The 23,678-nt window shown below is 41.1% G+C and carries 24 protein-coding genes; 1 reads left to right on the top strand and 23 read right to left on the bottom strand.

Translation table 11 applies throughout. From position 1 onward, the window contains the following. Nucleotide 1: 1 nt before the first annotated feature. The 8 genes from fabD to L8T27_RS06895 form a co-directional block, all read right to left on the bottom strand. Entirely contained in the window at nucleotides 2-946 is a 945-nt protein-coding gene (fabD, locus tag L8T27_RS06930; RefSeq protein WP_233314429.1) for an ACP S-malonyltransferase, read from the bottom strand. Nucleotides 947-986: 40 nt separating this feature from the next. Beyond that, complete coding sequence (gene plsX, locus L8T27_RS06925; protein ID WP_233314430.1) at nucleotides 987-1,973, bottom strand: phosphate acyltransferase PlsX; 987 nt, start codon at nucleotides 1,971-1,973, stop codon at nucleotides 987-989. 15 nt (nucleotides 1,974-1,988) lie between these two features. Continuing rightward, nucleotides 1,989-2,555, bottom strand: coding sequence for a transcription factor FapR (gene fapR, locus L8T27_RS06920; RefSeq protein WP_233314431.1), 567 nt, complete (start codon nucleotides 2,553-2,555; stop codon nucleotides 1,989-1,991). 109 nt (nucleotides 2,556-2,664) lie between these two features. Continuing rightward, nucleotides 2,665-4,713, bottom strand: coding sequence for an ATP-dependent DNA helicase RecG (gene recG / locus L8T27_RS06915; protein ID WP_237941174.1), 2,049 nt, complete (start codon nucleotides 4,711-4,713; stop codon nucleotides 2,665-2,667). After that, nucleotides 4,710-5,594 carry an L-serine ammonia-lyase, iron-sulfur-dependent, subunit alpha gene (gene sdaAA / locus L8T27_RS06910; RefSeq protein WP_237941173.1) on the bottom strand — a complete coding sequence of 295 codons (885 nt, stop codon included), beginning with the start codon at nucleotides 5,592-5,594 and terminating at the stop codon, nucleotides 4,710-4,712. Before sdaAA ends, recG begins: the two co-directional genes overlap by 4 nt. A gap of 16 nt (nucleotides 5,595-5,610) precedes the next feature. Continuing rightward, complete coding sequence (sdaAB, locus tag L8T27_RS06905) at nucleotides 5,611-6,273, bottom strand: L-serine ammonia-lyase, iron-sulfur-dependent subunit beta (RefSeq protein WP_233314434.1); 663 nt, start codon at nucleotides 6,271-6,273, stop codon at nucleotides 5,611-5,613. Between the two features lie 207 nt (nucleotides 6,274-6,480). After that, entirely contained in the window at nucleotides 6,481-8,160 is a 1,680-nt protein-coding gene (locus L8T27_RS06900; protein WP_233314435.1) for a DAK2 domain-containing protein, read from the bottom strand. 16 nt (nucleotides 8,161-8,176) lie between these two features. After that, entirely contained in the window at nucleotides 8,177-8,539 is a 363-nt protein-coding gene (locus L8T27_RS06895; RefSeq protein WP_233314436.1) for an Asp23/Gls24 family envelope stress response protein, read from the bottom strand. A gap of 439 nt (nucleotides 8,540-8,978) precedes the next feature. Between L8T27_RS06895 and rpmB the strand changes: the two genes are divergently transcribed. Then, complete coding sequence (gene rpmB, locus L8T27_RS06890) at nucleotides 8,979-9,167, top strand: 50S ribosomal protein L28 (RefSeq protein ID WP_066393509.1); 189 nt, start codon at nucleotides 8,979-8,981, stop codon at nucleotides 9,165-9,167. A 144-nt stretch (nucleotides 9,168-9,311) separates the two neighbouring features. On the opposite strand, the gene spoVM is transcribed toward rpmB, so the two are convergent. The 15 genes from spoVM to L8T27_RS06815 all read right to left on the bottom strand — a co-directional run bounded on the left by spoVM (nucleotide 9,312) and on the right by L8T27_RS06815 (nucleotide 23,636). After that, nucleotides 9,312-9,392 (bottom strand): stage V sporulation protein SpoVM, encoded by an 81-nt coding sequence (gene spoVM, locus L8T27_RS06885; protein ID WP_032088878.1) that lies wholly within the window; start codon nucleotides 9,390-9,392, stop codon nucleotides 9,312-9,314. 102 nt (nucleotides 9,393-9,494) lie between these two features. Then, a complete protein-coding gene (locus tag L8T27_RS06880; protein ID WP_233314437.1) occupies nucleotides 9,495-10,142 on the bottom strand; it encodes a thiamine diphosphokinase in 648 nt (215 codons plus the stop codon). 68 nt (nucleotides 10,143-10,210) lie between these two features. Continuing rightward, nucleotides 10,211-11,095, bottom strand: a complete 885-nt coding sequence (gene rsgA, locus L8T27_RS06875) for a ribosome small subunit-dependent GTPase A (protein ID WP_233314438.1) — start codon at nucleotides 11,093-11,095, stop codon at nucleotides 10,211-10,213. A 15-nt stretch (nucleotides 11,096-11,110) separates the two neighbouring features. Further along, nucleotides 11,111-13,105, bottom strand: coding sequence for a Stk1 family PASTA domain-containing Ser/Thr kinase (gene pknB / locus L8T27_RS06870; protein ID WP_237941172.1), 1,995 nt, complete (start codon nucleotides 13,103-13,105; stop codon nucleotides 11,111-11,113). Further along, a complete protein-coding gene (locus tag L8T27_RS06865) occupies nucleotides 13,102-13,860 on the bottom strand; it encodes a Stp1/IreP family PP2C-type Ser/Thr phosphatase (protein WP_282581425.1) in 759 nt (252 codons plus the stop codon). The genes pknB and L8T27_RS06865 overlap by 4 nt, the downstream gene beginning before the upstream one ends. A 6-nt stretch (nucleotides 13,861-13,866) precedes the next feature. Further along, a complete protein-coding gene (rlmN, locus tag L8T27_RS06860; protein WP_233314440.1) occupies nucleotides 13,867-14,958 on the bottom strand; it encodes a dual-specificity RNA methyltransferase RlmN in 1,092 nt (363 codons plus the stop codon). Between the two features lies 1 nt (nucleotide 14,959). Continuing rightward, on the bottom strand, nucleotides 14,960-16,312 hold the full coding sequence (gene rsmB, locus L8T27_RS06855) for a 16S rRNA (cytosine(967)-C(5))-methyltransferase RsmB (RefSeq protein WP_237941171.1): 1,353 nt from the start codon (nucleotides 16,310-16,312) through the stop codon (nucleotides 14,960-14,962). After that, nucleotides 16,302-17,258, bottom strand: coding sequence for a methionyl-tRNA formyltransferase (gene fmt / locus L8T27_RS06850; protein ID WP_237941170.1), 957 nt, complete (start codon nucleotides 17,256-17,258; stop codon nucleotides 16,302-16,304). The genes rsmB and fmt overlap by 11 nt, the downstream gene beginning before the upstream one ends. Continuing rightward, complete coding sequence (def, locus tag L8T27_RS06845) at nucleotides 17,258-17,740, bottom strand: peptide deformylase (RefSeq protein ID WP_233314443.1); 483 nt, start codon at nucleotides 17,738-17,740, stop codon at nucleotides 17,258-17,260. The genes fmt and def overlap by 1 nt, the downstream gene beginning before the upstream one ends. 58 nt (nucleotides 17,741-17,798) lie before the next feature. Further along, a complete protein-coding gene (gene priA, locus L8T27_RS06840; protein WP_237941169.1) occupies nucleotides 17,799-20,213 on the bottom strand; it encodes a primosomal protein N' in 2,415 nt (804 codons plus the stop codon). 1 nt (nucleotide 20,214) lies between these two features. Next, nucleotides 20,215-21,417, bottom strand: coding sequence for a bifunctional phosphopantothenoylcysteine decarboxylase/phosphopantothenate--cysteine ligase CoaBC (gene coaBC / locus L8T27_RS06835; protein ID WP_233314445.1), 1,203 nt, complete (start codon nucleotides 21,415-21,417; stop codon nucleotides 20,215-20,217). Between the two features lie 180 nt (nucleotides 21,418-21,597). Continuing rightward, nucleotides 21,598-21,810 carry a DNA-directed RNA polymerase subunit omega gene (gene rpoZ, locus L8T27_RS06830; protein WP_233314446.1) on the bottom strand — a complete coding sequence of 71 codons (213 nt, stop codon included), beginning with the start codon at nucleotides 21,808-21,810 and terminating at the stop codon, nucleotides 21,598-21,600. A 3-nt stretch (nucleotides 21,811-21,813) separates the two neighbouring features. Next, complete coding sequence (gmk, locus tag L8T27_RS06825; RefSeq protein ID WP_233314447.1) at nucleotides 21,814-22,428, bottom strand: guanylate kinase; 615 nt, start codon at nucleotides 22,426-22,428, stop codon at nucleotides 21,814-21,816. A 9-nt stretch (nucleotides 22,429-22,437) separates the two neighbouring features. Further along, the gene (gene remA / locus L8T27_RS06820; RefSeq protein ID WP_101576563.1) at nucleotides 22,438-22,701 is read right to left on the bottom strand and encodes an extracellular matrix/biofilm regulator RemA; all 264 of its coding nucleotides are present in this window, start codon (nucleotides 22,699-22,701) and stop codon (nucleotides 22,438-22,440) included. Nucleotides 22,702-22,760: 59 nt separating this feature from the next. Beyond that, nucleotides 22,761-23,636, bottom strand: a complete 876-nt coding sequence (locus L8T27_RS06815) for a YicC/YloC family endoribonuclease (RefSeq protein WP_233314448.1) — start codon at nucleotides 23,634-23,636, stop codon at nucleotides 22,761-22,763. Nucleotides 23,637-23,678 lie beyond the last annotated feature (42 nt).

Below are 23,678 nucleotides of genomic sequence, written 5' to 3'. Positions count from 1 at the left end.
ATTATTCGTCTCCTTTTAACGCTGCTGCAACACTGTTGCTAGTTTCTTCATCATACACAGAATAAATGCGCACATTCCGGTCAATTTTCTTCACTAAACCTGCCAACACTTTCCCAGGTCCAATCTCGATAAATGTATCAACACCTAATTCTATCATTTTTTGGATAGAATCCTCCCATAGAACAGAGGAATAAAGCTGTTCGATTAATTTTTCTTTGATTTCTGTTTTTGCGGAAAGTGGTGCTGCTGTTACGTTTGCGATTACAGGAATCTCTGCGTCGTTCATAGACAGTTCATCAAGGACGGATGCGAATCTTTCCGCAGCAGGCTTCATTAACTCAGAATGGAAAGGCCCGCTTACTTCCAACGGTATCGCCCGTTTTGCGCCAGCTGCTTTTGCTTGTTCAGAAGCAAGCTCAACACCTTTAACTGTTCCAGAAATAACGATTTGACCTGGACAATTCAGGTTAGCAAGCTGTACTGCGTTTCCTTCACTTGAAACAGCCTCTGTAACCTCTGTTAACTTACCGCGCTCAAGTCCCAAGACTGCAGCCATAGCCCCTTGTCCTGCCGGGACTGCTTCCTGCATGTATTCCCCTCTTTTGCGGACAGCATATACTGCATCCTCAAAGGATAGAACATTAGCAGCCACTAAAGCAGAATATTCACCTAGGCTGTGTCCTGCTACAAAATCTGCTTGAATTCCATGCTTTTTAAAGTGCTCAAGCAGTGCTGTACTTGCTGTAAGCAATGCAGGCTGTGTATTTTGTGTTAATGTCAGCTCTTCTTTAGGGCCTTCAAAGATAATGGAAGATAAAGAAAAACCTAATCTTTCATCTGCTTTTTTAAAAATTTCACCGGCAGGTTCAAAATTTGCCGCTAAATCCTTGCCCATTCCAACAGATTGGGAGCCTTGGCCTGGAAACATAAAAGCTATTTTACTCATTACCATCTTTCCTTTCTATGCTGGTTTGCTTGTTTTAGCATTACCCTTCATTTTCAATCGTTGTCTTGATAGTGCCGATTACTTCAGACTTTACAACATCTCTTGTCTGTCTGATGGCGTTGTATATCGCGTTGCTGTCAGAAGATCCGTGAGCTTTAATAACAGGGGCGTTAAGACCAAACAATGCTGCACCGCCATACTCAGAGTAGTCAAGCTTGTTCTTCAAGCCCCTTAGCTCCGGTTTCATTGCACCTGCTGCAAGCTTTGTCTTTAAACTGCTTGTCATTACTTCTTTAAGCATCTTAAACATGGACAATGCTGTTCCTTCAATAGTCTTAAGGACCATATTCCCAGTAAACCCGTCTGTTACAACAACATCACAGACACCGTCAAGCAAATCTCTTGCTTCAACATTCCCGATAAAGTTGATAGGGGCATTTTTTAACTCTTCAAAGGTTTTCTTCGTTAAGTCATTTCCTTTTTTCTCTTCTGTTCCGATATTTAAAAGCCCAACTCGCGGCTCGGCAATTCCAAGGGCTTTCTCCATATAGATACTTCCCATTATCCCGTATTGCACAAGATGCTCCGGTTTAGCATCTACATTTGCACCAACGTCAAGTAGCAAAAAGCCATCTCCGCCTATCGTTGGGAGTGTCGGTGCTAAAGCTGGTCTTTCAATGCCATTTATTCTGCCAACGACAAAAAGGCCTGTTGCCATCAATGCGCCTGTATTTCCTGCTGAAATAAAAGCATCGGCTTTTTGTTCCTTTACTTCATTTGCACATAAAACCATGCTGGCATTTTTCTTTCTTCGCACTGCCCGTGCAGGTTCATCTGTAGCAAGTATTTGTTCTTCCGTATGTAAAATAGATATTCTTTCTTTCTCCGTCAAGAAGGGATTAATTTGTTTTTCGTCACCAACAAGCAGAATTTCGATATCTGGAAAAGCTTGAACAGCTTTTATAGCACCAGCGACAATTTCCTTTGGTGCGTTATCTCCGCCCATTGCATCTAACGCAATTCTCATAATAATTTCTCCCAGTTATTTATTTTTTGACCGGTACATTTCAAAATGACCTTTAAAAACAAGTTCAGACTGCACATAACTGTTTACTTCGACTGTTGTTCTGCCACTTTTCTCGTCAATATTTGTTACTTTTGCTTTTGCGATGATACGTTCTCCTAAATTGACAGAAGATGTAAAGTGGATATTAGCTTTAGCAGTAAGAGCCAAGTCATCATCTATTAAAGCAACAGCTAAAGAATTCGCCTGTGCAAACAAATGATGCCCTCTGGCAATACCGTTCCGCTTGAAAACATGCTCTGGCATGATTTCTAGCATAGATATAGCGTTGCTGTCTAATTCGACATCTATAATTTCTCCGATTACCTCTTCAATCGGCAATGATTTCACTTCATCCTCTAGTGTCTTCGTCGCAACCGTTTTTATCCTTTCCCTCAGCTCAGGAATGGATAATTCTAAACGATCTAATCTGATTGTCTGCACACTAACCGAAAATTTTTCCGCCAATTCTTCATCTGTAATGAAAGGTGTTTCTTTAATTGTTTGTACTAACAATGATTGCCGTTCTTTTTTGCTTCTTCTCATCTGCAACACCGTCCGCGCTATTAAGACTAGGTACTAATAGTAGTATATAATAAATAAAAGGCAGATTGCAAGCTGTAACTTTGCAATCTGCCTTTCTTCCATTCTCGTTTTAATCCAGTTTTTCTCCTGACATTACTCCCGTTCGCTCGAGCATCTCCCTTAAAATGCGGTATTCATCAGACTCCCAAAACGCCTTCGAGTCGACAAGAACAGCGGCGTCATTTCTGGCTGTTTCAAGAACTCGATAGTCATGAACCATATCTGCCATCTTAAATTCTGGCACACCGCTTTGCTTCCTGCCAAAAAAGTCACCTGGGCCTCTAAGCTCCAAGTCTTTTTCGCTCAAAACAAACCCGTCGTTTGTTTCCGTCATAATTTTCATTCGTTCTTTTCCAACATCCGTTTTCGGATCTGCTATTAGCACACAATATGATTGAGCATCGCCCCGGCCGACACGGCCTCTAAGTTGGTGCAGCTGTGACAGACCGAATCTTTCTGCATCATAAATGAGCATGAATGTAGCATTTGGAACATTTACACCAACCTCGACTACTGTTGTGCTGACAAGAATCTGTGTTTCATTTTCGCTGAATTCCTTCATAATGGCATCCTTTTCAACTGCAGGAAGCTTGCCGTGCATGAGTCCAACCTTATAACGGCCTTGGAAAAAGGTCGCCAATGTTGTATGCACATCTATTGCATTTTGCACATCCAGCTTCTCTGATTCTTCTATCAGCGGACAAATGACATATGCTTGTCTTCCTTGGGAGAGCTCTTTCTCCATGAATTGCAGTATTCGTGTCAGCATATCATGTTTCACCCAGTATGTTTCAATCGCTTTTCGCCCTGCCGGCATCTCATCAATAATACTTACATCCATTTCTCCAAAAGCTGTAATCGCAAGCGTTCTTGGAATCGGTGTCGCTGTCATAAAGAGAACATCTGGACTTGACCCTTTCTCTCTCAGCACTCTGCGCTGTTCAACACCGAAGCGATGCTGCTCATCTGTAATAACAAGACCAAGTGATTGGAATTCGACATCGTCTTGTATAAGGGCATGCGTGCCGACTAAGATGTGTATATTTCCTTCTTTCAGCTCGCTTAAAAGTTCTCGTCTTTTTTTTCCTTTGACAGAGCTTGTCAGCAAAGCAACTCGGATTCCTACTTTTGAAAACATGGACGTAAGTGATTCTGCATGCTGCTCTGCCAAAATTTCAGTTGGAACCATTAAAGCACCTTGATGACCTGCAAGAATGGTTGCATACAAAACGATGGCAGCTACAACCGTCTTCCCAGAGCCTACATCTCCCTGTAAAAGCCGATTCATACGGTAATGACTTTTCATATCTTTTAATATCTCATTTACAACCCTTTTTTGTGCGCTCGTAAGGGGAAACGGCAGACCGTTAATGAAATCCATCAGCATATCAAGCTTATATTCCTGCTTCATTCCTTGCGAGTTTTCGCGCTCGTGCTTCCGCAATGCCTGCATTTTTAATTGAAACAGCAAGAATTCTTCGTAAACAAACCGCCTTCTAGCAAGCTTTAACTCTTCTCTACTAGGCGGAAAGTGGATGATTCGCAGTGCGTCACTTCTTCTCATCAGCTTATATTTCGCTAAAAGTGAATCTGGAAAAATTTCTTCTATTTCCTGCTCGAATTGAGTGAGCGCTGCTGAAATGTATTTCCTTAAAGCTTTAACCGTTATACTTCCTCTTACCGTATAAACAGGCTCAAAGTCTTGGGCTTTTTGGTTACTGCCGACTTGCAGATGTGTTGCCGTTATTGTTTGCCGGTGCTGATCCCATTTACCTGTAACGGTAATCAGCTCTCCTAGAGCCAGCTTGTTTTTTAAATAATGCTGGTTAAAAAAGACAGCACTAATTAAAACATTGCCAATTAGCACTTTCACCGTTAATCGGGATTTTTTGCGTCCGTGAAAGATTAGGGAAGGTTCACTATGGACCTTCCCTTCTACTGTCACCTTTTCTTCATGCTTCATATCTTCTGGATTACGGACACGAAAATCTTCATAACGATAAGGGAAATATTCAAGCAAATCATAAATCGTGTGAATTCGCATGTCTTCTAACTGTTTTCTTGTCTCAGGTCCGACGCCTTTTAGCTGGTCCAATGGAAGATTTAAATTTTTATTCACTTTCCTGCTGCAGCATTACCGAAGATTTCTGCTTCCAGTCTCCGGCCAGTTGGTGTTGCTGCCAACCCTCCTTGCGCTGTTTCTCTTAAGCTTGACGGCATACTTAGACCAATGCGGTACATAGCATCGATAACTTCATCACACGGAATTCTGCTTGTAATTCCTGCAAGCGCCATATCTGCTGCTATCATCGCATTTGCTGCTCCCATTGCATTTCTTTTCACACATGGAACTTCCACTAGTCCAGCAACTGGGTCACATACTAGTCCAAGCATATTTTTTAACGTGATTGCCATCGCATTAGCGCTTTGTTCTGGCGTGCCTCCTGCCATTTCTACAATAGCTGCCGCTGCCATACCTGCAGCTGATCCGACTTCCGCTTGGCAGCCTCCAGCTGCACCAGAGATAGACGCATTGTTTGCAACAACAAACCCTAATGCTCCTGATGTAAATAAAAAGTTAAGCATTTGCTCCCTAGTTGGATTCAGTTTGTTTTTCACTGCAAATAATGTTCCTGGAACAACGCCAGCAGAGCCTGCTGTCGGAGTCGCACAAATCATTCCCATTGCCGCGTTCACTTCATTTGTTGCAACCGCTTTGCTGACAGCATCAAGGATTACTTCACCTGACAGGAAGTTGCCCTTATTTATATACTCTTGCATAAGCACTGCGTCTCCGCCAGTTAAGCCTGAATGGGAAACAACACCGTTAAGCCCTCGTTCAACTGCCTGCTCCATCACTGTTAAATTTGTATCCATTTGGGCAATAACTTGTTCCCTTGTTTTTCCTGTAATTTCTATCTCTTGCTCAATCATTATTTCTGAGATGGGCTTATTTTGCGTGTTTGCCATCTCTACAAGTTCCGCTACATTTCGAAACATCGTTCTTCCCCCTAGCTTAATCAACAATTCTTGTAACCTTTTCCATTCCTTCAAGGTCTTCTATTTCTTTCAGAATTTTTTCTTCTATATTTTGGTCTACCTCAATCGTCATTAAGGCAAGTTTTCCTTTTTCTTTCCGGCTTACTTCCATATGCCCAATGTTAATTTCATATTTTGCCAAAACATTAGACACTTTAGCAATCGCACCAAACCTGTCATTATGAACAACAAGAATGGCTGGATGATGCCCGGATAGCTTGAGTTGAAAACCATTAAGTTCTGTGATTTCAATCTTTCCACCACCGATTGAAATTCCGACAAGTTCCAGTTCACCGTCATCATCGCCTACACGAATTCTTGCGGTGTTAGGATGTTCCGGAATGGCCTCTTCTACATGAAACTGAACCTTCATTCCCCTTTGCTCAGCCAACTCAAGGGATGATTTTATTCTTTCATCAAAAGTATCAAAATCAAGAATACCTCCCACGATGGCAACGTCTGTTCCATGGCCCTTATAGGTTTCAGCAAATGATCCATACAGATGTACATCAACCCATTTCGGCTGTCTTTCAAACAAGCTTCTTGCCACCCGGCCAATTCTTGCCGCGCCTGCTGTATGGGAACTGGACGGGCCGATCATTACTGGTCCAATAATATCAAAAACGCTTTTATATTTCATATAAATAACTCTCCCTTAAACTGACTCGTGAACACAAAACAAACAATCTATATTATTCAAACGCGAAAAAACGTAAATTCTTTTAATATAATAACATAGGTTATGCAAGTTACGCCGATATTTCTTCTTTTTCCATTTCATTCGTTAAACACAAAAAAACCACTGTTTTAAACAGTGGAAAAAATCACCATGATTTTATTTTTTTGTTTATTCGACTGAGAAAATGAAGGAATACAGCGGCTGTTTACCGTCATGAATTTCCACTTCTACATCTTCAAACTTATCTTCTACAAAGGATACGATTGCTTCTAACTCTTCATCAAGGGCATCTTCCCCTTTGATGATTGTCAGTATTTCTGAATCTTCGTCAATCATCGTACTAAGCAGCTCTTTAGCAGATTGTGCTTTATCCTTGCCTTTAGCCACAATCTTTCCATCTGCTATTCCCATGAAGTCCCCTGTTTCTATTTGAAGTCCGTCAATTGTTGTATCTCTGACTGCATACGTTATTTGACCTGTTTTCACATGCTCTAACGCAGCAATCATACCTTTTTTATTTGACTCCATATCACTTGTCGGATTGAATGCAAGCAATGCGGACATTCCTTGCGGCACTGTTTTAGACGGAATAACTGCAACATCTTCCTCTAAAACCTGTGCTGCCTGTTCTGCTGCCATGATGATATTTTTGTTATTAGGCAGAATGAACACTTTTTTAGCATGAACCTTTTTCACAGCATTGACAATATCTTCTGTGCTCGGGTTCATCGTTTGTCCGCCTTCAATGACACTATGTGCCCCGATGCTGCGGAACATGTCAGCAATACCGCTTCCCATAGACACAGTAACAATACCGTATTCTTTTAGCTCCTCACGCTTTTGGGTTGGAGCATCAAAGGATTCCTTTGATCCTTCAACCAAGCTGCTGTGCTGTTCACGCATGTTCTCTATTTTCATCTTAATAAGATTTCCATATTTTTGCCCAAACGTTAGAACTTCACCTGGCAGATTGGAGTGGATATGTATCTTAACAACTTCATCATCTGCAATGACTAGCAATGAATCGCCGTATTTGCTTAAATCCTGTCTGAATTGATCCTCTGAGAACGGCTTGCCTTCCAGTTTATCTTCTTCAAGACGCACCATGAATTCCGTACAGTATCCAAACTCGATATCTTCTGTATTCATGAAGCCATGAACATTTTTATGGTGCTCAGCGTTAACAAGATCGTTCATAGAAACTGTTTGCTGTACTGTCTCTGGCAGCTCTTCTCCAGTCAGGACAGACAAGAAGCCTTCATAGACAAAAACAAGACCTTGGCCACCGCTGTCCACAACGCCAACTTCTTTCAGCACAGGCAGCAGTTCAGGTGTTCTGTTTAAAGACGCTTTTGCTTCTGTAACAACATCTGTCAAAACTTCTGTGATATCATCTGTCTTTTCTGCTGATTTAACTGCTTTTTTCGCCGCATCTTTTGCAACAGTCAAAATCGTTCCTTCAACCGGCTTCATTACTGCTTTATAAGCGGTTTCCACGCCGAACTGGAGGGCATTTGCGAACTCTTGCGCAGTGATGCTCTCTTTTTGTTCAATTGATTTTGAGAAGCCGCGGAATAATTGGGAAAGAATAACACCAGAATTCCCTCTGGCTCCCATAAGCAGTCCCTTTGAAAGGGATACTCCGACTTTGCCGATGTGGGACTGAATATTATTTTGAACTTCCTTTGCACCAGATGTCATCGACAGGTTCATATTTGTTCCTGTATCTCCATCGGGCACTGGGAAAACATTTAACGCATCTACATAATTAGCATTAGAGGATAAATGGTTTGCTCCCTGGATTACCATTTCGGCAAATCGCTTTCCTTCTAAGACTGTAATTGTCACTAAGATTTCCTCCTCACTACGGGTTCGTGACACGAACTCCCTGAACGTAAATATTAACCGAGTCAACGGCAAGTCCAACTGTTTTATTGAGTGTATATTTCACTTTAGATTGAACATTGTGCGCAACCTCGGAAATTTTCGTTCCGTAACTTACAATTATATACATATCAATATGCACTTCATCATCTACTTTTCGAACCATAACTCCGCGAGTGAAGTTTTCTTTTCGCAAAATATCTGTTAATCCATCTTTAATTTGATTTTTTGATGCCATCCCAACAATGCCATAACAATCAACAGCAGCTCCTCCTGCGATTGTTGCGATTACTTCTGTTGAAATATCAATTTGTCCGAAATTTGTTTTTAGTTCAATGGACATGAGTGTTCCCCCTTTGGAATTGCTCCTTGACTAATGACATTTTACTATAACACACTGCTTTTTGAAAGCTATTGTTGAAAACCTTTTATTTCTGGCTATAAAAAGCTTTCCAGCCTTTTACTATTTGGAAATTAATGCAACAGACTTAGCGTTTTTTTGTCTGTTTAAGCTGATTTCGCGCTCTCCAATTATATTTTTTTCTTCTATTGTTTCACTAGATTACAACAATATACACACTGCTTTTTTCTCCCTGTAAAAAACATGTCAAGGAAATTTTCTTGAAACCTTCCATCACAGCTATTGCATTCATGTCCGTTGTATGATAAATTATTAAAGTATCTTTGTGAGGACTATTTAGGATATTTCTCAAGATTAATGCTATCTATGAATTTTTAAAGCTCGTTTATGATGAGTTTTGGTTATAAGGAGGGAAATATACATGCCACGTAAATGTGTTGTAACTGGTAAAAAAACAACTACAGGTAATGCTCGTTCCCATGCGATGAATGCTAACAAGCGTACTTGGGGAGCAAACCTTCAAAAGGTTCGTATTTTAGTAGACGGTAAACCTAAACGTGTTTGGGTTTCTGCTAGAGCTCTTAAATCTGGTAAAGTTGAACGCGTATAATGCGAAAATAAAAAAGGACACATTGCTGTCCTTTTTTATTTTTGTCTAAATTTTCAAATGAAGTCGGTCTATTTTGTACAGACAACACTAATCTAAAAATGAAAGGTTGTCTGTACAAAAAAGAAATGCTTCCCATACTGGTGTTTATTCTTTTTTGAATGTTCCTAACATTGCACGGACAAGCCCGCCTAAAAACTTAGGCAATTTAATGGTATAAAATCTCATGAATACCGTCCCTCCTTCAACATTAGCAAAAAACCGCAAACTCGCTACAACACACTACATGCTATTCAAAAAATCCAAAATGAGTACATATTTTTTCCATCATTAATCATGACTCCTTACCACCATTAATATGCCGCTCGCAAATGAAAAAGTACCATAATCCTCAATAATTTCATTGCTGATACACAATGTGCTGCTGACAGGAAGATCCCTATCATTTAAAGGATATTTGAAGCCTTGTAAAGTTAGACCAGTTATTTCAGATCCGTACGGAAAAAAAGACACATAGCGGCGGCTTTCCTCTCTTTTTAATTTATAAGTGCCTGCATTGACTATTGTGACGATATTTTTCTTATCTATTATTTCAATCGTTACATCAGGATGCTCGGTTAAATACTTAAGCAATAACTGGAGATTCGCAATCGTATGGTCTAATCTCCCTCCAGTTGCTCCAAATAGCCTTATAGTGGACGCACCGAAGCTTATAGCCCAGTTGATTGCAAGTTCCATATCTGTTTCATCCTTTTCCGGCTTAAAGGTTTTTAACTCATGTGAATGGCTGCTAATCCGTTGTCTTTCGGCATCTGTTACAGAGTCAAAATCGCCAAACGATGCAAAGATAGGAATATCTCTTTCCACTAAATATAGAGCTCCCCTGTCCACACCTACCCATTTGCTGTTATCTTCCATATATCCAGGCAATGACGGTATTAGACCGGCTGGACCGCCTGCCATAATATTAATTTTCACGTTAGTTCCTCCCTTTAGTTAGCAAAAAAAGAGCATGGGAATTACATCCATGCTCTTTATTAATTTGATTAATATTTCGGCTTCCTGTCTTTTAGTTCTTGCAAGAAGTCTTTATAATGCTCATAGCGGTACTCTTGAATATTACCAGCGTCGACTGCCGCCTTAACAGCACATTTCGGCTCAGACAGATGCAAGCAGCCTCTAAACTTGCAAGCTGCGCTTGTGCTTTCTATTTCAGGGAAACAATAATTTAAATCCTCCAGCTCCATTTCATCCTCAAACTCTAAGGAACTAAAGCCCGGCGTATCTGCTACTAGAGCATCTCCGACAGTTATGAGCTCCACATGGCGGGTAGTGTGTTTACCCCTTCCTAAATGGGATGATATTTCATCTGTTTTTAAACTTAAATCTGGACGGATTGCATTTAAAAGAGACGACTTGCCAACACCTGATTGGCCTGCAAATACGGATATTTTTCCACTTAGTTCAGGGAGCAGTGTTTCAATACCCTGCTCTGTTTCAGAAGAAGTAAGGATGACCTTATAGCCGACTTGCTCATAGTAAGCAGCATATTCTTTCATCCTGTTTGCTTCTTCCTCACTCGTCAAATCCATCTTTGTGATACAAATAACAGGATCAATCCGGTTGAATTCGACTAATGCAAGAAAACGATCCAGCAATGCAGTGCTGAAATCAGGCTCCACACTGGAAAATACAAGTATTGCCTGATCAACATTGGTAATCGGGGGCCGAATCAGTTCATTCTTGCGCTCCTTTACCTCCAAAATATAACCATCTGTCACATTCTCTGCCTGAAATACTACTTCGTCGCCTACTAATGGGGTGATTTTATTCTTGCGGAATACACCCCTGCCTCGGCACTGTGTAATCTCTCCATCGCTAATCACATAATAAAAACCGCTTAATGCTTTAATGATTTTGCCTTCTGGCATAGATTATAACGCTCCTTAACCTGGATATGGCACTTCTTCATCAATGATGACACTTTGATCACGAAACACGCGATAGTAGCCCTTTCCGCCTTCTGGAATTCTTAGTGTAATTGTCTTTTTTGTCGTTTCCGTTATAGAAAAGGTATCTATTGGCTCTGTCATATTATTTTCCAAATCGCCAATATATATTTTTACTTCTTGCGCTTTCGGCTGTCCGTCTTCTGTCATTTCAGTCGGTTCAAATGGTATCGTGATTTCCTGTGTTACTTCTTTAGGGGGCACTTCTTCCTTACCCTTTGAAAGCACAACAGAAACTTGTGCGCTAATCCGCACATTTGTACCCGCTGCCGGTGTTTGAGAAATGACTTTTCCTTCATCGACGGTGTCGCTGTATTCCTCCGTGAAGGTCACGGCTAAATCTTGTTCATCAATATAATCATTGACTTCTTTTTTTGTATAACCAGCCAAATCTGTCAGTTTAATAAACTGTGCTCCTTTGCTGATCGTAAATTCTAACTCAGCATCTTCCGGAACGACTTCGTCTCCTTTTTCAAAATCTTGTTCAAGGATAGTTCCAGAAGGCTGTGATTCATCGAATTCCTCCACTTTGCTGATGTTCTTAAAGCCCTGCTTTTCCAACAGCTTCACAACATCTTCATATTCCCTGCCGACGTAATCATCCAGTTCATACTTCTCTTTCCCTAAGCTTTCATAAAGGGTGATTGATGCACCTTGTTTCGCATTATTGCCTGCTTTCGGTGCTGTGCGGATTATAGAACCTGCATCCACTTCTTCATCATTTAGTGTCTTGATTTCTCCGATTTTAAAACCAGCTGCTTCGAGTTCTGATATTGCTTCATCTTTTGTCGAACCTGCAACATCAGGGACCGCAATTTCCTCAGGAATGTAAATGGCCGGAAAAAGTGTGATTGTCAGTATGGCGAGAATAACTAAAACCAAAAATGTAGAAACTAACGCAATCGTCAGCTTTTTCCCTTTCTTTTTCGGCTTTTTTTGCTTTTTCTCTTTGCCTGCCTTCTCCTTCGGTTCTTCCTTTGCATGCTTTTCTTCCTTCGCATGTACAATTGTTTCGTCTAAGTTAGGAAAGCTGCGGTCATCGGTAATAATCGGAATAGCTTTCGTTGCTTCATCATCCACCGGGACATGAAATTTCGGTTCATTTATCCGTTCCGGGTCAAGTGCTGTCCGCAAATCCTCTTGCATTTCTTCCATGCTGCTGTAGCGGTGGAATGGATCTTTTGCAGTTGCTTTTAAGACAATGTTCTCCACACTTTGCGGAACCTCACTGTTCCATCTCCTGACACTCGGCGTTTCTGACTGGAGATGCTTCAAGGCGATGGAAACTGCTGATTCGCCTGAAAACGGCAGTCTTCCTGTCAGCAGCTCAAACATGACTATCCCCAGTGAATATATATCCGACTTTTTATTGGCCATCCCGCCTCGCGCCTGTTCTGGTGATAAATAATGGACAGATCCGAGTACCGAGTTTGTCTGCGTAATGCTCGTTGCACTCAATGCCATCGCTATGCCAAAATCTGTGATTTTAACATTGCCATGGTTATCAATTAAAATATTATGGGGCTTTATATCCCTGTGGACAATATTGTTTTGATGGGCATGAGAAATTCCGGATGTCAGCTGTCTCATGATATCTAATGCTGTTTCAATAGGCACGGGAGAATGTTTTTGTATGTATTGTTTTAAGGTGTCTCCTGCCACATATTCCATGACAATGTAATAGATGTTTCCTTCTTCGCCGACATCATAAATATTGACGATATTCGGATGAGCCAAACTGGTGGCCGATTGTGCTTCTCTGTGAAAACGACGGATAAATTCTTCATCATTGACGAAATCCAGACGCAGCATTTTCACTGCTACATCACGGTCAAGAATCATATCATGGGCAAGATAAACATTGGCCATTCCCCCGCCGCCGATCATATCAATTATCTTATAGCGACCACTTATCCTTTTGCCTATCATCATCTTGCTTCACCTGCTTTATTACCGTCAAAAAATTCAAGGATAATGACTGTTATATTATCTTCGCCGCCATTTTTATTGGCTGTTTCAATTAAATACTCAGCCTTTCGTTCTAAAGTTTCTGGAGCTCCAAGCACTTCCTTAATCTCCTCGTCTCCCACTTTATTAGATAAGCCGTCCGAACAAATGAAAATAACATCTCCCTGTTCAAAAACAATCGTAATCACGTCTATGTCAAGCTGCTCATCTGTGCCTAGCGCCCGCAGCACAACATTTTTTCGCGGATGATGCTCAGCATCCTCCTTCGTGATCTGTCCCATCCTTACTAGCTCATTCACAAGGGAATGGTCCTCTGTAAGCTGCTTAAAGCCGTCCTCGTTATAGAGATAACAGCGGCTGTCGCCGACATGGGCAATCGTAGAAAAACTGTCTGTACTGATAACAGCTATAATCGTTGTCCCCATCCCATCACATTCCGGGTTTTCTTGGGCATAACGCAAAACAATCTTGTTGACTTCAAGAATATGCGATTTTAACCAGTTTTCAGCTGCATCTGCTGTTATGATTGCTTCCGCATTCTCCCAAAAGTTAGCTAGATTTTCAACAGTTAAACGGCTTGCAACATCACCAGCACGGTGGCCGCCCATACCATCGGCTACGATGGCAAGGCGCTGTCCGGCTTTGTTGAAGCAAATCGCTCCACTATCTTCATTATGCTGTCTGACTTTCCCTTTATCTGTCATGAATATTTGACTCAAAAGTTATCACCTCGTCTCTTCTTGTCTCTCCTTCGCGCGAAGCTGGCCGCAAGCAGCATCAATGTCTGAACCTTGTTCTCTGCGGATTGTTACATTTACACCACGGTCTTTTAACGTTTTCTCAAACAAGAAAATTTGATCTCTTGGTGTGCGAACATAATCGCGTTCTGGAACATAGTTAACAGGTATTAGATTCACGTGGCATTTAACCCCTTTTACAAGTTTAGCCAATTCTTCCGCATGTTCTACCTGGTCATTAACATTTCCGAATAAACCATACTCAAAGCTTACTCTTCGTCCTGTTTTATTAATATAATAACGGATAGCATCCATTAATTCAGGAAGCTTATACGCTCTGTTGATTGGCATAAGTCTGCTTCTAATTTCCGTATTTGGAGCATGCAGAGAAACGGCAAAGTTGATTTGCATGTTCTGGTCGGCAAATTCATAGATCTTCGGAATGATACCACTTGTCGAAACCGTGATATGTCTAGCACCGATATTTAATGCTTTATCATGGTTAATGATTTTTAAGAAGCTGAGCATGCTGTTGAAGTTATCAAAAGGCTCACCAATTCCCATGATTACGACAGAGCTTACACGCTCATCCAATTTATCAAGGGCTTGCTGTACTTTTACGACTTGAGCAACAATTTCTCCTGCTTCTAGGTTTCTTTTTAATCCACCAAGGGTAGAAGCACAGAATGTACAGCCGATACGGCAGCCGACTTGTGTCGTTACACATACAGAATTACCATAATCATGTCTCATTAAAACTGTTTCAATGGAATATCCATCATGAAGTTCAAATAAAAATTTAATAGTACCATCACTTGATGTTTGTTCAATAATCGTTTTTAATGTTGTAATTGTGAAATTCTCTTCTAAAAGCAAACGGAGATTTTTCGACAAGTTAGACATATCTTCAAAGGAAGTAACCCTTTTTTTATAAAGCCATTCAAAGATTTGTTCTGCTCTAAACGCTTTTTCATTATGCTCTTTTAACCATTCTCTCAACTCGTCCAATTGCAAAGAGTAGATGGATGGGATTGTCGGTTCTGCTGTTTGTTTTCTTCTTGATGATTTTACTTGTTCCATTTTATTGCACCTTCTTTCTTAATGCCGCAATATAAAAGCCATCAGAGCCAAAATATTGTGGTAATACCTGCAGTTCATGCCCATTTGCATATTTCTGAATAGATGCGGGCAATCGTTCCACTAAACTTGTATCTTTTTCAAATTGGTTATTTGTTTGCAAAAATTGTTCCAGCACTGCTTCATTCTCCGCTTTATCAACAGTACAAGTGCTGTAAACCATTGTACCGCCCTTTTTTAACAATGGAGATAATGATTCAAGGAGCTGAAGCTGTATCGTATGAAGACGGCTGACATCCTCTTCTTTTTTTGCGTATTTAATATCAGGCTTTCTCCTCATTACCCCAAAACCGGAGCAAGGGGCGTCAAGCAGAATTCTGTCAAAGGATTCTTTCTCCAATACTTCAGGCAAACGACGGCTGTCCATCGCTTTTGTGTTAATATTATCCAAATGAAGTCTTTGGGCATTTTGCTGAATAAGTTTCACTTTATGCTCATGCAAATCAACAGATAGCACATTGCCACCATTTTGAAGCTTTTCAGCTATATGAGTTGATTTGCCTCCTGGTGCAGCACATGCATCCAGGACAGTTTCGTCTCCATCCACATTAAGAGCATAGGCAACAATCATAGAACTCTCGTCCTGAATTGTCAACAAGCCTTGCTTAAAGCAGTCAGAATTAGCGAGATTGCCTTTTAGTCCTTGGATGCCTTCAGGAATAATGTCGCTTGCTGCAACTTGATAGCCTTCCTCCTCTAACATACGCAAACATTCACCGACTGTTGTTTTGGTTGTATTGACCCGTGCTGTCTGCACAGGAGCAGTTAAGTTAATTTCGCACATTTTTTTTGTGTCTTCAAAACCAAGCTGATCTATCCAGCGTTTAACAAGCCACAAAGGATGACTCATCTCAATGGAAAGCCTTTCGGCTGGATCCTTAATGGAATCAAAGGCAGGAAGCCCTTTTCTTTGGATATTGCGAAGAACACCATTTACAAGACCTGCTATTCCTTTATGACCTTTTCTTTTTGCAATCTCAACTGCCTCATTGATAGCAGCATGATCTGGAATACGATCCAGAAATACGAGCTGATATAAAGTCATTTGCAAAAGTGTAATGACCCAGCTTTCCATCTTTTTCTTGTTTGTCAAAAAGGTATCCAAGTAAAAGTCCAAGGTCATTTTCCGCTGCAGTGTGCCGTAGACGATTTCTGTCAAAAGCCCGATATCCTTTTGCGGTATTTCATTTTTTTTAATGCTGCTGTTCAACAGCAGGTTGCTGTATGCCTGGTTGCTGTTAATGCTCTCTAAAATTTCGAGTGCTGCTTCCCTGACGTTTTTCTTTTTAGTTTTCATTGATAACTCCTAATATTTCCTTGACAGCAAGCTTCGCACCTGCACCACGCAGGAAAACGTCAGCTGTCATTTTTTTCTTGCCTGCTGGCTGAAGTTCTGTAATCTTTATGAACGAACCGCTGCCAGTTGCTACGATTAGACCGTCTTCCTCAATGCTTACAATCGTGCCTGGAAGAGCATCTGTCTGTCTAGCTATTTTTTTTGCTCCCCATATCTTCATCGGCTTACTTTCGTATTCTGTAAAGGCAACAGGCCACGGGTTCATGCCGCGAATTTTATTGTATATCTGCTCTCCTGATGACGACCAGTCGATTCTTTCATCAGATCTTTTTATATTTGGTGCAAATGTCGCCTTCTCGTCATCTTGAGGAATCGGTGTTAATTCACCGGCAATCAGCTTAGGTAAGGTGCTGGACAGGAGCTCACTGCCTGTTTCACTTAGTTTATCATGCAATGTACCAACTGTATCTTCTTCCTCAATCGGCACTTCTGCAACAGTCAGGATGTCTCCCGCATCTAGTTTTTCCGCCATGTACATGATGGTAATACCAGTTTTCTCTTTCCCTTGAATAATGCTGTAATGGATTGGCGCTCCGCCTCTAAGTTCAGGCAACAGAGACGCATGGACATTAATACAGCCCAGTTTCGGAGCATCAAGAAGCTCTTTCGGCAAAATTTGACCGAAAGCAGCTGTCACAATTAAATCAGGATTCAAAGCGATTATTTGCGCTAATTCTTCAGATTGACGTATTTTCTCTGGCTGGTAAACTGGTATACCGTGCTTTAATGCTTCAACTTTTACTGGTGGAGGAGTAAGCACTTTTTTTCTGCCAACAGGGCGATCAGGCTGTGTGACAACGGCAATAACTTCATAACCGTCCCCAATGATGCGCTGCAAAACCGGCACGGAAAAGTCAGGCGTTCCCATAAATACTATTTTCGTCATCAGCTCTCCACTCCTTCAAGTTCATCTTCTTCTAAATATCTAGATACTTTGGAAGTAAATAACACTCCGTCCAAATGATCCATCTCATGTAAAATGGCTCTTGCCAAAAAGTCCTCTGCTTCAATCGTAAACCATTTCCCTCTGCGATTTTGTGCTTGGACTTTAATGGAGTATGGTCTGCTTACTTCACCGAAAAGGCCTGGAAAGCTCAAGCAGCCTTCTGGTCCAGTTTGTTCACCGTCTGCAGACAGCAGCACAGGATTAATAAGTTCAATCGTTCCAGAACCATCGTCAATATCAACAACTGCAATGCGTTTTCCTATGCCAATTTGCGGAGCTGCTAGCCCAACACCGTCAAATTCTAGCATTGTATCATACATATCATTTAGTAATTTTGCTAACTTTTTGTCAAAAACTGTTACTTCCGTACACGGCTGTTCTAAAACCGGATCAGGAGACAGCACTATTTTTCTTACAGACACTGCTTTTCCTCCAATAACTTTTATATCTAAAAATACTTTTTTTATTTTAATAATGCTATCACATTAGTATATAAGGATTAACATCTATCGAAATTTGTAAACCATTTGTGCTCATTTCACCTTGATAGTGATCTAAAATCGACTTCAATACCTCTTTCAGGTTTGGTTCCTGTTTGTATTTTATCAGACACTGATACCGATATCTATTTTTTATTCTGGAAATAGGGGAAGCAACTGGTCCTAATACGACCGTCTTAGGAGAAAGCTTATGTCGCACGACTTTCGTAATTTGTTCCGTTACGGCGACTGTTTTCATCAGTTCCTCATGGCTGACAGTTATTAGTGTTATATAATAGTAAGGAGGATAGGAGTGGTTTCTTCTTATCATCATCTCACTCTGATAAAAGCTGTCATAATCTTGCTGGCTTGCCAATTCAATACTGTAATGGTCCGGTGTGTATGTCTGAAAGATTACTTCCCCTGCCAATTCATGCCTGCCAGCCCGCCCGCTGACCTGGGTTAGAAGCTGGAATGTCTTTTCTGAAGATCGAAAATCAGGCAAATGCAGCATCGTGTCTGCTGAAAGCACTCCAACTAACGTGATTTTCGGAAAATCCAGCCCTTTGGCAATCATCTGTGTTCCTAACAATATGTCTGCATTGCCCTCTTGAAACTCTCTTAAAAGCTTCTCGTGTGAACCTTTGCGACTTGTTGTATCAACATCCATGCGAATAACTCTTGCTTCTGGCAGCACTTTAACGAGCTCTTCCTCAACTTTTTGCGTTCCTGTGCCGAAATAGCGAATATGCTCGCTGTTGCACTCAGGACATTGAAGCGGCGTCTGGTCTTCATAACCACAGTAATGGCATTTCATCTGATTAGAAAAGCGATGATAAGTTAAGCTGATATCACAATGAGGACATTTTACCACATAACCACAATCACGACACATGACAAACGAAGAATGCCCCCGTTTATTCAGGAACAATACAGTCTGTTCCTGTTTTTCAATGCGCACTTTAAGCTTTTCTAAAAGCACCCGTGAAAACATGGAGCGGTTTCCTTCTTTAAGCTCTTCCCGCATATCGACAATTTCAACTTGCGGCAGCGGTCTGTTATTCATTCTGCTCGGAAGCGACAATTGGGTGTAGACACCCTTTTGCGCTCGGGCGAAGCTCTCCAGTGACGGTGTAGCACTGCCAAGAACAACAGGACAGCCATGACGTTTTCCTCTTTCAATCGCTGCATCTCTTGCATGATATCTTGGGTTTTCTTCTTGCTTATACGTCATCTCATGTTCCTCATCGATGATGATAATTCCAAGATTCTCAAACGGAGCGAATATCGCGGATCTGGCACCTACTACTACCTTCACTTCTTTACGTTGGATTTTTCTCCACTCATCATACTTTTCCCCGACAGATAATCCGCTGTGGAGGACCGCTACCTGGTCGCCGAACCGTCCTTTAAAACGATTAACCATTTGCGGAGTTAAAGCAATTTCTGGAACGAGAACAATGGCTTCTTCTCCTTTTTCAAGGACATTTTGAATGGACTGCAGATAAACCTCTGTTTTGCCGCTTCCTGTAACGCCATACAGCAAAAACACTTCATGCTTATCATTCCTAATGGATGAATGGATTGGCTCGATTGCTTTTGCCTGCTCGGCTGTTAAGGTAAGTGGCTCTGTTTTGGCAAATTGCCTTTGCTCATAGGGATCACGGTAGATTTCCATGTTTTTTTCAGCTAATACTTGCTTCTCCACAAGGCCTTTTACTGCAGAACTTGAAATTTGTAATCTTTCAAGCAATTGCTTTTGTTCAATCGGATCTCTGTTTTCAATAAAAAACTCGACCACTTGCTTTTGTTTACTTGCTTGCTTAGACAAAGAATCTGCATATCTTTGCATTTCATCTGCACTCATCAGCGGAATGATATGCTTTGTTTTTTTCTGCTTTCCCCTTGATTGGACTTTATATTGAACTTCCACAATACTGTCTTTAACAAGCTTCTGAATCGCAGGAATGGAAGCATGCTTTATCGCTTCCTCCCAAAGCACTGTCTCTTCGTTTTTAAAAAGCTGTCTTAGTCCTTCAGGCAGCAAAAGTTCCCTGTCTTCCTTTATAAGTTTAAGGCTTCGTTCGTATTTCGCTTTTAATGCAGGTGGCAGCATTACCTGATAGGCAGAGATTTTATAGCATAATGTTGTTTTGGAAAGCCAGTCCCCAAGCAATAGCAGCTCTTCATTTAACACTGGAACAACATCCATCGGTTCAATCACTTTTTTCAGTGACTTAAAGGATGATGTCTCTTCTATGGATTCAACAAATCCCTGCACCTTTCTCGGTCCAAACGGCACAATCACCCGCATTCCTGGCTGAATGACTTCTTCCAAGTGCTCTGGTATTAAATAGTCAAACGGCCTGTCCGTTTGCTTTGCAGGCACGTCCACAATTACCTTTGCAACACTCATTTTAAATCTCTTCCTTTATTTTATAAGCTTGCTCGAGAATCTTTTTTGCGACCTCATCCTTTGTCATAAGAGGCAGCTCATCCTTTTCGCCATTGCGTTTATAGATGGTCACTAGATTTGTATCTGTGCCAAATCCCGCTCCTGCAGCAGTTATATTGTTGGCTACTATCATGTCAGCATTTTTCCGGTTGAGCTTTTCACGGGCATATTCATCAACGCTCTGTGTTTCAGCAGCAAAGCCGACCAGCACTTGATTGGTTTTTCGTTTTCCCAGCTCCAGCAAAATGTCCTTTGTTCTCGTAAACTCGATCATTTCTGTGCCGTCTTTCTTTTTAACTTTATGCTCATGTGCCAAGACAGGCTTATAGTCGCTGACTGCAGCAGTTTTCACAATAATATCGGCATGATTGCTGTTTTCCATAACTCGCTCGTACATTTCCTCCGCACTTTCGACAGGAAATACTTCCGCTTCTTTAGGAGGTGTCAAATGAGTAGGTCCTGTAACAAGAATTACTTTTGCTCCCATTTTGATTGCCTGCTTCGCTATGCTGTAACCCATCTTTCCAGTTGAATGGTTGGAAACAAACCGCACTGGGTCAATTTTTTCCCGGGTAGGTCCTGCTGTTACCAAAACCGTTTGCCCCTCGAGCAGCTTCTTTTCCCCTTGAAAATGAGCCTCCATATGCTCAATGATTTTTTCCGGCTCTTCTAATCTGCCTTTTCCAACATAGCCGCATGCTAAATAGCCTTCTCCTGGATTAATGAAACGGTACCCGTAATCATACAATACTGCTATATTTTTTTGCACAGCTGGATGATCATACATATGCACATTCATTGCTGGAGCAATCCACACCTCAGCGGTTGCCGCTAACAGTGTTGTGGAAATCATGTTATCAGCAATTCCGTTCGCCAACTTCCCAATGATATTAGCGGTTGCCGGTCCGACTAAAATCAAATCAGCCCAATCTGCAAGGTCAATATGCGCGATGACTTTTGGATCTTTTTCATCAAAAGTATCTGTGAACACCTCGTTTTTCGAAAGCGCCTTAAATGTGAGCGGGGACACAAATTGCATAGCCGATTCAGACATGATTACTTTGACTTCTGCACCTTTTTGGGTAAGCTTGCTAGTCAACGCACACATCTTATAGACAGCGATACCCCCTGTCACACATAATAGAATCTTTTTACCTTGTAACAATTTGCATCCACTTCTTTCTCTTCTTTAGTACTTCTTATTATGCAAGAAATTAAAAGATTTTTCACCTGAGGTAACTCGTGAGTTTACAAACTTTGTCCACTCCATGAAAAAAGACTGATCTGATGAAAGATCCAGTCTTTTTTTGTTGATATTCACTCTTCTAAACGTGAATCTAATAGATCATTCTGTTTCAGCTGGGTCGTTTACACGGTATGTCAGCTGATCATGATTGATTTCCTCTAGCGCTTTTCCTACGTTTTTGTGTGAAATATATTTATCCAATTGCGGTTTTGCGTTTAATTGAAGCTTTCTTGCTCTTTTAGCAGCAACAGACACTAATGAATATTTTGAATCAATTTTAGTTAATAAAGAATCAATAGATGGATTTAGCATAGATTAGTTAGCCTCCAGCATTTTTTTATATTTTGGTTCTACTCTTTCTCTTCTGCAATGCTCTGCAACAATAATTGCTTTTATTTTTTCACATGCATTTTCAACTGTATCATTTTCAACTACATAGTCATACAAGTGCATCATTTCAATTTCTTCTCTTGCCACATTCATACGGTTATTAATGATTTCTTCTGTTTCTGTACCTCTTGTCACAATGCGGTTTTTCAACTCGGACAAACTCGGCGGGCTTAAGAATATAAACAGGCCATCAGGAAATTTCTCCCTTACTTGCCTTGCACCTTCCACTTCTATTTCAAGGAAAACATCTTTCCCTCTGTCTGTTGTCTCTCTGACATAGTCGACAGGCGTGCCGTAATAATTGCCGACAAACTCAGCATATTCCAGCAGCTTCCCTTGCTCGATTAAATCTTCAAATTCTTCTCTAGTCTTAAAGAAATAATCAGTTCCATCCACTTCACCAGTACGCGGAAGCCTTGTTGTCATGGAAATGGAATATTCAAAAGAAGTATTTTCCTGAGAGAAAATCTCCTTGCGGACCGTTCCTTTACCTACTCCGGAAGGTCCTGACAAAACAATCAAAAGCCCTTTATCTACCAAATCTTTCTCCTACCCTTCATCCAAAATTTCATCACGGTCATTTAATCGATGTGCAACTGTTTCAGGCTGAACAGCCGACAGGATAACATGATCGCTATCCATCACAATTACGGCTCTTGTTCTCCGGCCATATGTTGCATCAATAAGTGAGCCTCGATCTCTAGCATCTTGAATAATTCGCTTAATTGGAGCTGATTCAGGACTTACGATCGAAATGATCCGGTTTGCAGAAACAATATTACCGAAACCAATGTTAATTAGCTTGATGGACATAATTCTACCCCAATCATATTGTATTATTTTTGACGAGTTAGACTTAATCTAAACGTTCCTTATTCAATGTTTTGGACTTGCTCCTTTATTTTCTCTAAGAGACTTTTCAGCTCCACTACAACAGAGGCTATATCTGCCGCATTGCCTTTTGCGCCGACGGTATTCGCTTCCCTGTTCATCTCTTGTAAAAGAAAATCAAGCTTTCTGCCAACAGGTCCAGTTTCCTCTATTATAGAAGTAAATTGGTGAATATGGCTATACATGCGCACCAATTCTTCATAAATATCGGCTTTGTCAGCAAATATTGCAACTTCTGTCAAAAGCCTGCTCTCATCAAAAAGACCATTTGTATAGCTTTCCAGCTTTTCCTTGAGCCTCTCCCGGTAGCTTTCAACCACTTTTGGCGCAAGTTCCTTCAACTGGTCTGTGACTTGGCGGACGTTTTCGAGCAATATGCTTATGCTGGCCTTTAACAACCGTCCTTCCGCTTGTCTCATTACAGACAAATGCTGTGCAGCTTCACCTGCAGCATCCAATAGGAGCGGCTCCAGTACTGCAGCATTAATGGAATCGTCCAATGTTTTAAAGCAATCTTTGTTTTCCAACAGCTCATGAATCGACACCGCTTGGCTGATGCCATACCTGGCTTTCATTTCTTCAAGTACTCGGTAATACTCATCAAGCAATTGCCAATCAACGACCATCTTTTGATTTTTGGCATTATCGCCTTCAATCGTGATGAATATTTCTGCTCTTCCTCTATGTATATAAGCTGCTATTGTCTTTTTCACTGCATCTTCCAATAGTATATATTGTTTCGGCATACGGACAGTCTGTTCACAGAAGCGGTGATTAACAGTCTTAATTTCGACAGTTATGGTAATGCCCTCACCGTTTCGGGAACCTAGCCCATAGCCCGTCATGCTTTTCACCATATATCAACACATCCAAATGTTTTGGCATTTCGCTTTGCTGCT

Origin of the sequence: Niallia sp. Man26 (assembly GCF_022049065.2) — a bacterium.
Lineage (GTDB): Bacteria > Bacillota > Bacilli > Bacillales > Cytobacillaceae > Niallia.
The sequence above is the reverse complement of the archived record's forward strand: the minus strand, read 5'-3'. Positions and strand labels throughout refer to the sequence as shown.